The following is a 14,895-nucleotide window of genomic DNA, read 5'->3' on the forward strand; positions in this document are numbered from 1 at the left end:
TCTTTAGACTTCATAAACTTTTTGCTTAGTCCCCAGAAAATTTATGTGACCCGTTAAATCCCAAAAATATGGAGAATCACTGGTTTTTGAAAAGGTTAGTTTAACTTCTTTCGCTTCATTTATTGTAAGAGCAATAGTTGCTGACGGTAAAAACTTTAAATAATTATTATTTATTTTAATGGCAGTATCATGGTTTGTGATATCATAAAAGTACTTGTTGCCTTTAACGAAAAAGTCTCTGAGATTAATTCCTCCATCTATCTTCCATTTTTTTATTTTCGTGCCAATTCTCCATGATAAGTAATGTCCTTGTTGTGAATAATTATTTGACCATGTTTGTGGTAAAAATAATTTATCAAGAATATAGTATTGAACAGTATAAGTGTTATTAAGAAAAGACCAAAAATAATATGATAAATTCCAATGAGATTCTTTAAAAAAAGATTTATTATAAAAGAAACTGCAAAAAACACTTGGATCTTCTTTTTCCATTGCTTGCATATTTGTTCTGTAAATACTGTCAGTATTCAAAGAATTTAATATGGTGTAATTATAATTTCGATTTACAGTACTTGGGTAATTAATGAATTGAAGACCTCCAAACACTCTGAGGTACGTATCATTTGTGTCAAATTTATGCCAATAAGAACAGCGGAATCCTTTATATTTCAAATTGTAATTTATAAATTCGTTTTCGCTAAACATATTTAAGGTTTCCTTATCTTCAATTTCTGTGAATGAATTTAGGGTAGAAATTACTGATGTTTTTTTCTGATATATTCCTCCTCCTAAATTTATCCTCGTATTATCGGAAGACTTATATACAAACCCAATGTATTCATTGAAATCATCAGATTTATCATTTCTATTTAAATCGAAATATTTTATAGCAGATACTCCTAACGCATTAAAATTTTGATTTGTTATGGAATTCAAATTATCAATATTATTTCCGTATGAAAAATTATTAATTACTGTTAGCTTTTTATGCTTATAATTAATATTTATAAATTCTTCTGATTTGTCAATATTTTCCAAATTAATGGAATTAAGTTTTGATGATACTAATCCGCTTAGTCCATCGTTTTTTATCGATTTTAGTTTAATATTTATAATTCCTCCTCTACCACTACCTCCAGTTTGCATTGCAGCATCGATCAATTCTATTTTTTCAACTTTGTCCACCGGAACCATTTCAATTTTAGGATATAAATTTTCTACTGGCTGGTCGTCAACATAAATTGTAGCTGTTGCGCCTTTGTATCTAATATTTCCATCATCACTAACCACTACCCCCGGCATTGTTCTTAATAAATCTAAAACGGATCTTGCTGCTACGATTTTGCCTTCATTCATAGTAAAAATTTTTTTGTCGAATTTTTGTTCAACAACGTTTATATTTCCTACAATTGTCGCTTCTTTTATTTGGGTTGCATTTGGAATTATATTTATAACGCCAATATTAATTTTGGAATCATTGTTAAAAGCAAAATCAAATCTTTTATCATTATAGCCCATGTATCTGGTTAATAAATACATTCCTTTCTGATAAGAAATATTTTTAAATATAAATTCCCCTTTATCATTGGATAAAATATTGGTTAATATTGAATCTTCGTTATTTTTTAATATTATATTTCCATATGGAAGTTTTGATTTTGTAGTGCTGTCGGCAATAGAACCAATTATATCAATAGTTTGCGATTTGCAAGTTATTGTAAATAGGATAAACAGGACATGAATTATTTTTTTCATATTCCAAAAATAGAAGTTATTTATTTGATTTTACCAGGCATTTCCCATTATCCCATATTCCATTCAAGCTGTCAGTAGGAATAAAATTATTTTTTTCATCAAGAAAATTTCCGAGGGAATCTTTTTTTATAATTTTCATTTGGCCTCCAATAATGGCATCGATAACAAGAACCTGCAATTCAACTTCAGAAATATTTTTATTTTCTTTTCCGATTTTAATTCCAATTTTATTATTGTATAAATCCATATCACCATTGGCTTTATCAGGATGAGCGCCATCTTCAAGCCGATGCTTTTTGTAATCGATATAATTTGCTTTTTCATGTGCACGACCAAGTTTCAGTGCTTTGCGCCAGCCGATCTGTTGCGCCAGTGTAGCCATCCAATAGGCATGACGAAATGCATCAACCTGACCACCATTTTTATCTCCGTCTAAAGTTTTTATTTTGGCAACACTGTCGGTTACTTTTAAAATGTATTGTGAAATATTCCATGCTTTCATGGCTACAAACGGATGTTTTATAGCCCAGCATTTTTCAGGTCGGCTTAATTTTCGAAATAATTTTAATGATGAAGTATGCTGTGCATTAAGTGATACATGTAACAGTAAAAGAATAATAAAAATATTTTTTTTTAATAAAGATTTCATAAAACTATCACAACTATTATATATAAAAACTTTTTGCAATAGGTTATTTTAATTTTTCAGCATAATAAAAATTTGCAGGAAGTCCGCCCGTATGCCAGAAAAGTACATTTGAATTTGAGCGTATCTTTTTATTCTTTATGAAATCCAACATACCATGAAAAGCTCTGGCAGTATATACAGGATCAAGTAAGATGCCTTCAGTTGTTGCTAATTCTTTAATGGCAGATATTTCATCATTGGTAACAACTCCGTATCCGTTTTCATCATAACCCTTAATAAGTTTGATGTCTTTGAGTTGGTAATCTTTCCGGAAGTTAAATAATTTTTTTCCGTCGGTTATAATGTTTAAAACCACTTCTTCTAAAGTTAATCCATTCGTTTCGGCTTTATCTATATTGATTGGAACTAATTCGGAATTTAATTCAAATAAATCTTTCCCCAATGTTAATCCTGCCTGCGTGCCACCGGAGCTTGAAGCAAAAAAGATATAATCAATTTCCAAATTAAGTTCAGTAAGTTGTTGTTTTAATTCCTTTACAGCATTTACATAACCGAGCGCTCCGGTAATATTTGAACCACCATAAGGTATTACATAGCACCTTTTTCCATTTGCTTCCAGTTCGGTTTTTAACAATGAAATATCTTCTCCTTTTCTTTTTCCTCCGTTAAAGTGAAAATGCGCTCCTAATAAATGCGATAGCAACAAATTGCCATTGTATTTTTCCGGGTCTGTTCCATCCAGCATTAAATGGCATTCTATGCCTGAAGCAGCACAAGCTGCAACAGTTTGCCGACAATGATTTGATTGCTGTGCACCTGCAGTTATAATAGTATTACAGTTATTATTTATGGCTTCGTATATTAAATATTCGAGTTTCCTGGTTTTGTTTCCTCCGCTGGCTAATCCAGTATTATCGTCTCTTTTTATAAAAATATTAAAATCAGAATATTTTTTTGATAGATTTACCATTTTATGCAATGGTGTTGGTAAAAATCCCAGATTGATTTTGTTGTTTAATATCATTTTCGTTAAAAAGTTATAATGGATTTCAAAGGTAAAAATAATAAGAATCAAAAAATAATCATTTCACCCAATAACCTTATTAATGCCACTTTGTCATTGTTTTAGCAAATTGCATTATCTTTGCAGCGCAGGAAACATTATGATTTATATTACTCGCAGAGAATCGTTCAATGCAGCCCATAGACTTTTCAGGGAAGATTTTTCCGATGAAAAAAATTTTGAAGTCTTTGGGAAATGCTCCAATCCTAACTGGCACGGGAATAATTATACTTTGTTCGTAACAGTAAAAGGAAATATCAATCCTCAAACCGGATTGCTGATTAACCTGAAAGATTTAAGTGCATTAATAAAATCGGAAATCATTGAGAAAATCGACCACAAGAATATAAATATTGAAGTCGATTTTATGAAAAATGTTTTGGCATCAACAGAAAATATTGCAATTAAAATTTGGGAACAGCTTGAAGTTCCTGTAAAGTCAATGGGCGCTGAATTGCATTGCATTAAATTGGTTGAAACAGAAAATAATTTTGTAGAATATTTTGGGAAAGAAAAGAAATAAGTTGACAAGTCATAAGTTATAAGTAGAAAATATTATTGGAATAAAATAAATTTTATGATTGATATAAATAAAGAAATGGGAAAGCAGAATGAGATGGATGGCTATGCAAAGATTGATGCTTACAATCCTGAACTGATAAAAAAATTATCTGCTCATTATTATGAAATTTTAGGACTTATTGGTGAAAACCCTGATAGGGAAGGGCTTTTGAAAACTCCCGAAAGAGTAGCCAAATCATTACAATTTCTTACTTACGGCTATGATCTGAACCCGGAAGAAATTCTACGTTCGGCCATGTTTAAAGAAGATTATAAACAAATGGTTCTTGTTAAAGACATTGAAATTTATTCGATGTGTGAACATCATATGCTTCCATTTATAGGTAAAGCTCATGTGGCATATATTCCCAACGGGTATATTGTAGGATTAAGTAAAATACCTCGTATTGTTGATGCTTTTGCCCGTAGGTTGCAGGTACAGGAAAGGCTTACTACACAAATTAAAGAATGTATTCAGAATACACTTAATCCTTTAGGTGTTGCGGTAGTTATTGAAGCGGAGCATTTATGCATGCGCATGAGAGGGATACAAAAACAAAATTCTGTTGCTACTACTTCAGATTTTACAGGCGCTTTCTGTACTGAAAAAACGCGACAGGAGTTCATTCATTTATTAAGTTCAAATCTTCATTAAGCGAATTAAAATTTTACTAATTTTGCACGTCAAATTTTAAATTATAAAACTATGTTCAATTTCAATCAAAATCAAAATAACGAAAATACATATGTAAACCCTAACACAGGGGCTATTGCAGTACCTAAAACTTTCATTGCAAATGTATTTTCATGGATGGCTATCGCATTAGGTATTACTGCATTTTTTGCTTATACTTTCAGTAAAAGCGATGCATTTTTTAATTCTATGTTCACTGCAACAGGAATGTCGCCATTAGGTTGGATTATTATGCTTTCACCTTTTGCTATTGTTATGGCAATGTCGTTTGGTGCAAATAAATTTTCTGCCGGTACATTGACATTACTTTTCATTGCCTATGCATTTCTTATGGGTTTAAGTCTTAGTTTTATTTTCTGGGCTTATACTGCAGGTTCAATATTTATAACTTTCGCTGTTACTGCCGGAACATTTGCTGTTATGGCTTTTGCCGGATACACTACTAAAACAGACCTTTCTAAGATGGGAGCTATTTTGTCGATGGCTCTAATAGGAATTATAATAGCAATGATTGTAAACTTTTTTATGCACAGCCAGCAACTCGATTACATTGTTAGTATACTTGGAGTTCTAATATTCACGGGCTTAACAGCATGGGATGTTCAGAAACTAAAAAGAATAGGTGCACAGGCTTACGAAGGTTCTGAAACAACCCGTAAACTTGTTATAATGGGAGCACTTACACTTTACCTCGATTTTATAAATCTTTTCTTATTCCTTTTAAGATTTTTAGGAAACAGAAAATAAGCATTGTAAACCAAAACCAAAACCAAATAAACACACAATTATGAAAGCTTACGTTTTTCCCGGACAGGGAGCGCAATTTGTAGGAATGGGAAAAGATTTATATGAAAAATCTTCTCTGGCCAAAGAGTTATTTGAAAAAGCAAATGAAATTTTAGGCTTCCGTATTACCGATCTTATGTTTAACGGTACTGATGAAGATTTGCGTCAGACTAAGGTTACGCAGCCTGCAATATTTTTACATTCGGTAATATTAGCAAAAACTTTAGGTGAAAATTTTAAGCCGGATATGGTTGCAGGTCATTCATTAGGTGAATTCTCTGCATTGGTTGCTGCTAAAGCATTATCGTTCGAAGATGGCTTGGTATTGGTATCAAAACGTGCCATGGCAATGCAGAAAGCTTGCGAAGCCAATCCTTCTACAATGGCTGCTATTCTTGGATTAGACGACAGCAAGGCTGAAGATATTTGCAAATCAATAACTGAAGAAATTGTAGTTCCTGCTAATTATAACAGTCCAGGGCAGCTTGTTATTTCCGGTTCAATAAAAGGAGTTGAGATAGCTTGTGAAAAATTGAAAGCAGCCGGAGCTAAACGTGCGCTACCATTGAAAGTTGGCGGAGCTTTTCATTCACCATTAATGGAATCCGCAAGAGTTGAATTAGCTGAAGCAATCAATTCAACAAAATTCAATGAACCGGTTTGCCCGATTTATCAGAATGTAAATGCACAAAGAGTTACAACTCCCGATATTATTAAAAAGAATTTGATTTCACAGTTAACTTCACCGGTTCGCTGGACACAAATCATGCAAAACATGATTGCTGATGGCGCTACTTCTTTTACTGAAGTTGGTCCAGGCACGGTATTACAAGGATTGGTGAAAAAAGTAAAACCTGATATTGAAGCAGTAAGTGCTTAAAAAAAAGTTTATTTTATACTCGTTCTTATCAGGTTTGTAAAAGCAAAACTGTTTAGAACGAGTTATACCGTACAGAAAAAAAATATTTTTGCAAACCTCTTTTCTGTCGGTATAATAATGAAAAGTCTTTGATTCAATTCAAAGACTTTTTTATTTCTCTATCAATTTTTTTATTTCATTCAATTTCATCAAAGCTTCGACAGGAGTAAGAGTATCGATATTAGTATTTAAAATATCTTCTTTTATTTGCTCAAGCAGTGGATCAGCAAGCTGGATAAAACTTAACTGAAAATCCCGTAGTTGCTGATTTCGTTTTGCAATTTCTTTAGCTTTTTTTGTTAACTCTTCACTGCTGTGTGATTTCTCAAGTTGTACTAAAATATCATTAGCTGTTTCAATGACTTTTGTGGGCATACCTGCCATTTTAGCAACATGAATCCCAAAGCTATGTTCACTTCCACCGGCTAAAAGTTTTCGCAGAAAAATTACTTTGTTATTTATTTCTTTTACAGAAACATGAAAGTTCCTGATACGTGGTAATGAAACTGCCATTTCATTTAATTCATGATAATGTGTTGCAAATAACGTTTTGGCGCGGTAAAGCGGATGTTCATGCAAATACTGGGCAATCGCCCATGCTATGGAAATGCCATCATAAGTACTGGTACCGCGTCCAATTTCATCGAGAAGAATTAAACTGCGATCGGAAATATTATTCAGAATGCTTGCTGTTTCATTCATCTCAACCATAAAGGTCGATTCACCGGAAGAAATATTATCGGAAGCTCCTACACGGGTAAAGATTTTATCAACTAATCCAATACTTGTTTTTTCGGCAGGTACAAAACTTCCCATTTGCGCCATAAGAACGATCAACGCGGTTTGCCTAAGCAAAGCTGATTTCCCCGACATATTGGGACCGGTAATAATTATGATTTGTTGTGCTTCATTATCTAAAAAAATATCGTTCGAAATATATTCTTCGCCAATCGGAAGCTGTTGTTCAATTACAGGATGTCTTCCTTTTTTTATATCAATGATTAATGATTCATTTATTTCGGGTTTGTAATATTTGTATTTGGAAGCATTTGAAGCAAACGCCAAAAGACAATCAAGACGGGCAATTAATGAAGCATTCAACTGTATAGGCTGAATATAATCCATTAAAAATATTACAAGTTCATTAAAAATTTTTGTTTCTATTTCCGAAATCTTTTCTTCTGCACCAAGAATTTTTTCTTCATAAATTTTTAATTCTTCGGTAATGTATCTTTCAGCATTTACAAGAGTTTGCTTACGCTGCCATTCTGCCGGAACTTTATCTTTATGTGTATTTGTAACTTCAATGTAATATCCGAACACATTATTATACGCGACTTTAAGCGAAGAAATTCCTGTTCTTTCGATTTCGCGTTGTTGAATCTGCAACAAATAATCTTTCCCGGAATAGGCTAAATCCCTTAATTCATCAAGTTCTTCAGAAACACCTTTATTAATTACGTTTCCTTTATTTAATAATACAGGTGGTTCATCAACAATTTCCTTACTTATTTTTTCTACCATTAACTGGCAGGGGTTTAACTGGTCGGCAATTTTTTTTAATGAATCATCCTTGGCTTTACTGCATGCCTCTTTTATAGGTATAATTGCCTCGAATGCTTTTTTTATTTGCATTACTTCTCGTGGAGATACCTTGCCAACAGCAACTTTTGAGATCAATCGTTCAAGGTCGCCAACCATTTTTATATTTTCCTGGAATATTTCTTTAATCTCTTTATGCTTAATTAAATATTCAACAACATTTAATCGTTCGTCAATTTGTTGTTTATCTTTTAATGGCAGCAGCATCCAGCGTTTCATCAACCGCGAGCCCATTGGAGACAAGGTAGTATCGATTACATCAATTAACGTTTTTGCATTTTCATTACTGGTGTTAAGCAATTCCAGGTTGCGTATAGTAAACCTGTCGAGCCACACATAATGGTCTTCTTCTATTCTTTGTATTTTCGAAATGTGAGAAATTTTATCGTGTTGCGTTTCGGTTAAATAATGCAATGACGAACCAGCAGCGATAATCCCAAATTCCAAATTTTCAACACCAAAACCTTTTAATGATGTTGTTCCAAAATGTTTAAGCAAAAGGTTGTATGTGAAATCCTTTGTAAATACCCAATCTTCAAAGGTGCTTATATAAAATTTATCACCAAATTTTTCAATAAAAAGTTTTTGTTTATTCTTCTGAATAATGACTTCATTCGGACGAAAACTTTGAATGAGTTTATCAATGTATTCATTATTTCCCTGCGCAAGAAAAAATTCACCTGTTGAAATATCAAGAAACGAAATGCCTGAAATCTTGTTGTCAAAATGAATACTGGCAAGGAAATTATTTGTTTTGTGATCAAGAACTTTATCATTTAATGAAACACCGGGGGTAACCAATTCAGTAACTCCACGTTTGACAATTTTTTTTGTAAGCTTAGGATCTTCAAGCTGGTCGCATATTGCAACGCGATGACCCGACTTTACCAGTTTAGGCAAATAGGTATCCAACGCATGGTGCGGAAATCCGGCGAGTTCGATAAAAGTAGCAGAACCATTGGCCCTACGTGTAAGAACAATACCAAGTATACCCGATGTCTTTATGGCATCCTCGCCAAATGTTTCGTAAAAATCGCCCACTCTGAAAAGTAATATCGCATCAGGATATTGAGCTTTGATACTTAAATATTGCTTCATTAGTGGTGTTTCCACTATATTATTTTCACTACTCTTCGCCAAAATTTGTTTTTTTTGAGAAAACAAATTTAAAAATTAAACCTTCACCAATTTATTTTTTTCGATAATCCCTGTTATTTTTGCAGAAAATATTTTATGCGCAAACTCTCATTATCCGAATTAAACCGCATGAGCATTGATGAGTACAAAGATGCTGAAAAAACCCCGATAATTGTTATTCTTGATAATATCAGGAGTCTTAATAATATTGGTTCTGTATTTAGAACTGCTGATGCATTTCGTTTAGAAGCCATTTTTTTGTGCGGAATAAGTGGAACTCCACCCAATAAGGAAATTCATAAAACAGCACTCGGAGCAACTGAATCGGTAAGCTGGAAGTATTTTGAAAAAACTTCTGATGCAATTATTGAAGCCCGTAAACTTAATTATCTTGTTTATGCTGTTGAACAAGCTGACGAAAGCATAAGCATTCATGAATTCATTCCAGGAAAAAATAAAAAGATTTCACTGGTTTTTGGAAATGAAATTAATGGTGTTGATACAACAGTGATGGATCAAATTGATGGTTGTATTGAAATTCCGCAATACGGGACCAAACATTCATTAAATATTGCTGTTAGTGTGGGAATAGCAATTTGGGAAATATTCAAAAAACTAAAAGAATCTTTTTAACATGAAATAAAAAAACCCGAAAATTTTCGGGTTTTTTATTTCATGTTGGTAATATTATTTCTTTATTACAAAATCAACTCTTCTGTTTACACTAAGTATGTCTGTTGATAAAGGATCGGTATCACCTTTTGCAATTATTGTTAACCTGCTGGCATCAATTCCATATGATTTAACAAGCATGTTATAAACAGCCTGGGCTCTTTGTTTACTTAGTAATTCATTGAAAACAGTGCCACCGGTTTTATCAGCATGTCCAACAAGGTCGAATTTTAATGAAGGATCATCTTTTAACATTTTTGCTGCCAGTACAATTTTTTCTTCATTTGTTCCGGTAATTATTGAACTGTTCACATCGAAGAAAATTGAAAATAATGGAAGTTCAGCAGCAGCAGCAGTAGTAGTAACCGATGGAGAAGTTGTTGTAGCTTTTGGAATTGTTATTCCCTGGAAATTCACTAAATTACCTTTTGGTGTATTTGGTTCAAGATCTTTGCTGTTGGGAACGCCATCGCTATCATCATCAGCTTCGGCACTTGGATTCATAAAATTAGCCAGGTCTTTTTCAACTTTGTTAACCTTCGAATCAATATCTTTCATTTTCTGCCCAAGTGAGTCAATCTTTTTATTGATTGCAGCAAGTAACGGAGCCGTTTCATCAGCTTCCATTTCTTTAGGGTTGGTCCATTCTAAAGATTTTTCATTTTTACCAATCTTATACGTTAATGTTACGCATGTAAAACCATATTTATCTTTTGCAGTATTAGCTCTTACACGGGCATCAAGTTTATCGGTATTTACATTTTTTAAAGATGTTTCTATACCAATATCAAATTTATTATTCAATTTATATTTTAACCCTAATCCCAAAGGAACGGTTGTTTCGGTAACCATTTTATTTTCCTGTCCATTTTCGCCATAACCATAACTATATATTGAACTATTATCTGAAATATGATACTGTTTTGCTTTAAAATCAGTAAATCCTAATCCTGCATAACCATAAAAACCAATCTTATTATTTTTTGAAGATGGCCAGAAAAGATTACTGAAATTTACAACCAAATTAAAGCCATAATTTAATACATCTCCTTTAAAATAGGCTTCAACAGAATGTTTAACACCACCCAGTTTTCCTTTATCAAGAATCCCTTGTATTGCAAAAGTAGGAGAAAGTTGTTTACTCACAGATAAACCAAAACCTAAGTTCGTTTCTGATACATCATCTGTAATTTTATACCAGTCTTTTGCTTGCTGAGCTGATACAGGATAAAAATCGAACTGCCTTAGGTCGCCGTAAAAATTCATTGCTCCAACTCTAACCGAGGCTGACCATGTATTATATTTAACCTTCTCAGTTTGCCCGATGGTAAAGGTATTCAGAAAAAATGAAAATAAACAAACGAGTGTGATTAATTTTAATGCTTTCATCATTTTTTATTTTAGTTAATAATATTAGTGTTTATGAAGATTGAAGTAAGTGCAAAAATAATGATTATTTTTAAACAGGGCAAACGCATCTAAATTAATACAAATACTATGAAGTTCAACTGTTTATAAAAATACATAATTCAAATATTTTTAATTTTTGATTAAATTTTTAAAAATGATTTCAGTGTTTTCAATGGTTGTAGAAGCTAAAATTTAGATGCGTTTGCCCTGTATTTTTAAACTACTAATTTTAATACTATTGATTTTTTATTTTAATTAGTATTTTTTTCTTATTTGTCCATTTATATACTTTTTTTTAATAAAGGTTACATATTTCTAAAAATATATTAGGATATTAAAAATTTGTTTTCATATATTTGCTTCCGAAAAAATTAACCCAAAAAATAATTAACCTGACAATTATGAAAAGTATCGGATTTAAATTAATTGCTGCAATAGGCGTTGTTGCAGTACTATTAACTGGTTGCGACCTGAAAAAAATGGTCAAAAAATACGAAACGGTAAAGTATGAGGTTACACCACAAGTTCTTGAAACACATGGTGGTAAAATTTCTGTTACCGTTAAAGGAACCATTCCCGAAAAATATTTTGGCAAGAAAGCAGTTGTTGAATTTGCTCCTGTATTAAAATATGCAAACGGAACCACACCTTTAAAATCAATTACTATACAAGGTGAGAAAGTTAAAAACGGAACCGGAACTGTAGTAAAGAAAAAATCCGGAGGTTCATTTTCGTATTCTGATGTTATAACTTATAACCCAGATATGAATAAATCAGAGCTTACAGTTAATGCAAAAGTTACAATCAATAAAAAAAGTAAAGAATTTGGCGATAGAAAACTTGCAGATGGTGTAATTTATACTTCTACAAGAATACAGAAAGAAGAAGATACATATCTTGCAGAACACGGATATCAGAAAGAGGTTATTATTTCTAAAAATGCCGTTATTTATTTCGCAAAAAACATTTCAAAACTTGATTTAAACTTAGCTCTCAACAAAGACGAAGCAAATAAAACAAAGCTCAGCGAATTTGTTGAATTCCTTAAAAAAGAATGGAAAATTAAAAATGTAGAAATTACAGCCTGGGCTTCTCCCGAAGGTGAAGAAACTCACAACCAGGGACTGTCTGATGATCGTTCTAAAACAGCAGAAAAATTCTTAAAAGACAAGATAAAAGCTTATAAGAAAGACAAAGCAAAAGCTAATAAACAAAAATTTGACGAGAAGAAAGCAGAATCTGAATTACCTGTAGCATCATTAAAAGGTAATGGAGCTGACTGGGACGGATTCCTTAAATCATTAGGAAACTCAGATATTAAAGAAAAAAATACTGTTCTTAACGTAGTGAATGCAAAATCAGATCCTTTACAAAAGGAAAAAGAAATAAACAACATGGTTGTTATTTATCCTGAGATTGAACAATTAATTCTGCCTACATTAAGAAGATCTACAATGAATATTAACTACTTTGAACCTAAAAGAACAGATGAACAGATCGCTATGTTAGCTACAACTTCACCGGATTCATTAAAGAAAGAAGAACTTTTATATGCTGCTACATTAACCCAGGATTTAGCTACTCAACTTAAAATATATGAAGCTTCAACTCGTATTTATTCCAACGACTGGAAAGGATTTAATAATGCAGCTTATGTATGCATGAAACTTGGAAAAGTTGATGAAGCAGCTTCTTATCTTGAAAAAGCTAATACACTTGAACCAAATAACGGTATGGTTATTAATGGACTTGGAGTTCTTGCTGCATGGAAAAAAGATTTTGATAAAGCAAAATCATATTACGAAACTGCCCAGGGACTTGGTATTAATGAAGGTTTCAATTTAGGACCTGTTTATATTTCAAAAGGCGAATATACTACTGCACTTTCTTCATACGGTAGCAGAACATGTACTCATAATATTGCTCTTGCTCAGTTATTATCAGGAAATGCATCTTCAGCAGCTTCTACTTTACAGTGTACTGAAACAAAATCTGCAGCTGTTTATTATCTAATGGCTGTTGTTGGAGCACGTTCAGGTAATACTGCTGCGATTTATGAAAATCTTCCAAAAGCAATTGCTGCCGATGCTTCTTATCGCGCACAGGCACAGGACGACAGGGAATTCTTAAAATATAATACCAGTGCTGAATTCCAGAATGCAATCAAATAAGAATTAAGCAATATACTATTAAAAATGAAAAGGGCGTCTGTAAAACGCCCTTTTCATTTTTATATACCCTCTCGTCTAAAGAGATATTCGAGATATTCCTATTTTATATTCGGTATTTAAAATGGATTCTTTTATTAAACGATAATCCTCATCATTCTTTACAAAATCAATTTTATTAGTATCAATAATAAGTATACGTATGTTTTGCTGTGCTTTAATAAAATCAAGATAACTTTTTTGTATCTTTTCCAAATAATCTTTTTCAATGTTTTGTTCATATGAACGACCACGAAATAATATATTACGTTTTAAATTATCAACGGATAAATATAAATATACTAAAAGATCGGGTTTAGGTAAAGTAGTATTGATAATATTAAAAAGTTTAGAAAAAAGAGCAAATTCATCTTGCTGTAAAGTTTTACGAGCAAAAATTAAGGTTTTATTTATGAAATAATCAGATATGGTAAACGATTTAAAAAGATCCTGCTTGGTAAGATCATCTTTTAATTGGTGAAACCGCGATGCAAGAAATGATAATTCAAGAGGAAATGCATATTGTTCCGGTTTTTTATAAAACTTTGGAAGAAAAGGATTGTCTTCAAATTGTTCAAGTATAAGTTTGGCATTATATTCTTCCGATATTTTTGTTGCCAACGAAGTCTTTCCTGATCCAATATTTCCTTCAATAGCAATGTAATTATAAAGCATTTTAGTTAGGAATTATACTATCAAAAGAAGGAGTTAGAAGTTCAACATCACAGTCATCATTACATTCTTTTAATAAAGTTGAAATACTTTTCCTAAAAGAAGGATGTATAAACCGTGAAGCGATTTCATTTAAAGGAACAAGAACAAATTTGCGGTTTTGGAATTGCGGATGAGGAACAACAAGACATTCATCATTAATTACCATATCATTATAAAAAATAATATCAATATCTATTTCGCGGGCAATCCATTGTTTTTCCTGTCTTTTACGACCTATTATAATTTCAATTTTCAGGATTTCATTTAATAATTCGAAAGGGGATAAAAAAGTTTCAAGGCATACAGCCATATTAAAAAAATTTCTTTCATCAGCAAATCCCCATGGCTCTGTTTCATAAATAGCGGAATGTTTTTTAATCTTACCAAGCTTTTTTAAATATTTTAATGCTTTTTTAAGATTATCCTCTTTGTTTCCAAGATTCGTACCTATTAATAAATATGCTGTATTCATTATTGCAAACTATGGGTTCAAAATTACAATAATTTGATTCAAAAAATAATTTATTTGATAAATTTATTAAAAAAATATATTATTAATTTTTCATTTATAATTTTACTTTAAAAGTATTTACGTTTATATATATCTATTTAATTTTTATAGCAATCTAAAATTTAAAAAAATATTAATACCGCTGGTTGCTTTTACTTTTTTTTTCATTGCTGTCCGACTAAAATTTAGCCAAACAAATTAAGTTGTAAATATAG

General features: G+C 31.8%; 13 protein-coding genes. 6 read left to right on the forward strand and 7 right to left on the reverse strand.

Annotated features, from left to right (window positions below):
• Positions 1-3: 3 nt before the first annotated feature.
• From PKK00_14360 to PKK00_14370, 3 genes are read right to left on the reverse strand one after another with little or no spacing between them, the layout of a single operon-like run.
• On the reverse strand, positions 4-1,755 hold the full coding sequence (locus PKK00_14360) for a hypothetical protein (GenBank protein HNW99586.1): 1,752 nt from the start codon (positions 1,753-1,755) through the stop codon (positions 4-6).
• 16 nt (positions 1,756-1,771) lie between these two features.
• The gene (locus PKK00_14365; protein HNW99587.1) at positions 1,772-2,404 is read right to left on the reverse strand and encodes a hypothetical protein; all 633 of its coding nucleotides are present in this window, start codon (positions 2,402-2,404) and stop codon (positions 1,772-1,774) included.
• A gap of 43 nt (positions 2,405-2,447) precedes the next feature.
• Positions 2,448-3,428, reverse strand: coding sequence for a D-cysteine desulfhydrase family protein (locus tag PKK00_14370; GenBank protein HNW99588.1), 981 nt, complete (start codon positions 3,426-3,428; stop codon positions 2,448-2,450).
• Positions 3,429-3,567: 139 nt separating this feature from the next.
• Here PKK00_14370 and PKK00_14375 point away from each other — a divergent pair, with 139 nt between their 5' ends.
• The 4 genes from PKK00_14375 (at position 3,568) to fabD (ending at position 6,388) form a co-directional block, all read left to right on the forward strand.
• Positions 3,568-3,990: a 6-carboxytetrahydropterin synthase gene (locus tag PKK00_14375; protein HNW99589.1), complete on the forward strand. Its 423-nt coding sequence runs from the start codon at positions 3,568-3,570 to the stop codon at positions 3,988-3,990.
• Between the two features lie 93 nt (positions 3,991-4,083).
• A complete protein-coding gene (gene folE, locus PKK00_14380; GenBank protein HNW99590.1) occupies positions 4,084-4,683 on the forward strand; it encodes a GTP cyclohydrolase I FolE in 600 nt (199 codons plus the stop codon).
• A 51-nt stretch (positions 4,684-4,734) separates the two neighbouring features.
• On the forward strand, positions 4,735-5,469 hold the full coding sequence (locus PKK00_14385) for a Bax inhibitor-1/YccA family protein (GenBank protein ID HNW99591.1): 735 nt from the start codon (positions 4,735-4,737) through the stop codon (positions 5,467-5,469).
• A gap of 40 nt (positions 5,470-5,509) precedes the next feature.
• Positions 5,510-6,388 (forward strand): ACP S-malonyltransferase, encoded by an 879-nt coding sequence (gene fabD, locus PKK00_14390; GenBank protein HNW99592.1) that lies wholly within the window; start codon positions 5,510-5,512, stop codon positions 6,386-6,388.
• A gap of 150 nt (positions 6,389-6,538) precedes the next feature.
• Here the strand turns inward: fabD and mutS are convergent, their stop codons facing one another.
• Complete coding sequence (gene mutS / locus PKK00_14395) at positions 6,539-9,127, reverse strand: DNA mismatch repair protein MutS (protein ID HNW99593.1); 2,589 nt, start codon at positions 9,125-9,127, stop codon at positions 6,539-6,541.
• 135 nt (positions 9,128-9,262) lie between these two features.
• Between mutS and PKK00_14400 the strand changes: the two genes are divergently transcribed.
• Complete coding sequence (locus PKK00_14400; protein HNW99594.1) at positions 9,263-9,799, forward strand: RNA methyltransferase; 537 nt, start codon at positions 9,263-9,265, stop codon at positions 9,797-9,799.
• 54 nt (positions 9,800-9,853) lie between these two features.
• On the opposite strand, the gene PKK00_14405 is transcribed toward PKK00_14400, so the two are convergent.
• The gene (locus tag PKK00_14405) at positions 9,854-11,227 is read right to left on the reverse strand and encodes an OmpA family protein (GenBank protein ID HNW99595.1); all 1,374 of its coding nucleotides are present in this window, start codon (positions 11,225-11,227) and stop codon (positions 9,854-9,856) included.
• 422 nt (positions 11,228-11,649) lie between these two features.
• Here PKK00_14405 and PKK00_14410 point away from each other — a divergent pair, with 422 nt between their 5' ends.
• Positions 11,650-13,419 (forward strand): hypothetical protein, encoded by a 1,770-nt coding sequence (locus tag PKK00_14410; GenBank protein ID HNW99596.1) that lies wholly within the window; start codon positions 11,650-11,652, stop codon positions 13,417-13,419.
• Between the two features lie 75 nt (positions 13,420-13,494).
• Here PKK00_14410 and PKK00_14415 read toward each other — a convergent pair whose 3' ends face one another.
• The gene (locus PKK00_14415; GenBank protein HNW99597.1) at positions 13,495-14,130 is read right to left on the reverse strand and encodes a deoxynucleoside kinase; all 636 of its coding nucleotides are present in this window, start codon (positions 14,128-14,130) and stop codon (positions 13,495-13,497) included.
• Between the two features lies 1 nt (position 14,131).
• Positions 14,132-14,641, reverse strand: coding sequence for a 2-amino-4-hydroxy-6-hydroxymethyldihydropteridine diphosphokinase (gene folK, locus PKK00_14420; GenBank protein ID HNW99598.1), 510 nt, complete (start codon positions 14,639-14,641; stop codon positions 14,132-14,134).
• Between the last annotated feature and the right edge of the window lie 254 nt (positions 14,642-14,895).

It is taken from the genome of Bacteroidales bacterium (genome assembly GCA_035353855.1).
Classification (GTDB): domain Bacteria; phylum Bacteroidota; class Bacteroidia; order Bacteroidales; family CG2-30-32-10; genus DAOQAK01.

Excerpts from the sequence above, each read along its gene's own strand:
- PKK00_14360 (HNW99586.1), bottom strand. The coding sequence starts at position 1,755 with ATGAAAAAAATAATTCATGTCCTGTTTATCCTATTTACAATAACTTGC.
- PKK00_14365 (HNW99587.1), bottom strand. The coding sequence starts at position 2,404 with ATGAAATCTTTATTAAAAAAAAATATTTTTATTATTCTTTTACTGTTA.
- PKK00_14370 (HNW99588.1), bottom strand. The coding sequence starts at position 3,428 with ATGATATTAAACAACAAAATCAATCTGGGATTTTTACCAACACCATTG.
- PKK00_14375 (HNW99589.1), top strand. The coding sequence starts at position 3,568 with ATGATTTATATTACTCGCAGAGAATCGTTCAATGCAGCCCATAGACTT.
- folE (HNW99590.1), top strand. The coding sequence starts at position 4,084 with ATGGATGGCTATGCAAAGATTGATGCTTACAATCCTGAACTGATAAAA.
- PKK00_14385 (HNW99591.1), top strand. The coding sequence starts at position 4,735 with ATGTTCAATTTCAATCAAAATCAAAATAACGAAAATACATATGTAAAC.
- fabD (HNW99592.1), top strand. The coding sequence starts at position 5,510 with ATGAAAGCTTACGTTTTTCCCGGACAGGGAGCGCAATTTGTAGGAATG.
- mutS (HNW99593.1), bottom strand. The coding sequence starts at position 9,127 with ATGAAGCAATATTTAAGTATCAAAGCTCAATATCCTGATGCGATATTA.
- PKK00_14400 (HNW99594.1), top strand. The coding sequence starts at position 9,263 with ATGCGCAAACTCTCATTATCCGAATTAAACCGCATGAGCATTGATGAG.
- PKK00_14405 (HNW99595.1), bottom strand. The coding sequence starts at position 11,227 with ATGAAAGCATTAAAATTAATCACACTCGTTTGTTTATTTTCATTTTTT.
- PKK00_14410 (HNW99596.1), top strand. The coding sequence starts at position 11,650 with ATGAAAAGTATCGGATTTAAATTAATTGCTGCAATAGGCGTTGTTGCA.
- PKK00_14415 (HNW99597.1), bottom strand. The coding sequence starts at position 14,130 with ATGCTTTATAATTACATTGCTATTGAAGGAAATATTGGATCAGGAAAG.
- folK (HNW99598.1), bottom strand. The coding sequence starts at position 14,641 with ATGAATACAGCATATTTATTAATAGGTACGAATCTTGGAAACAAAGAG.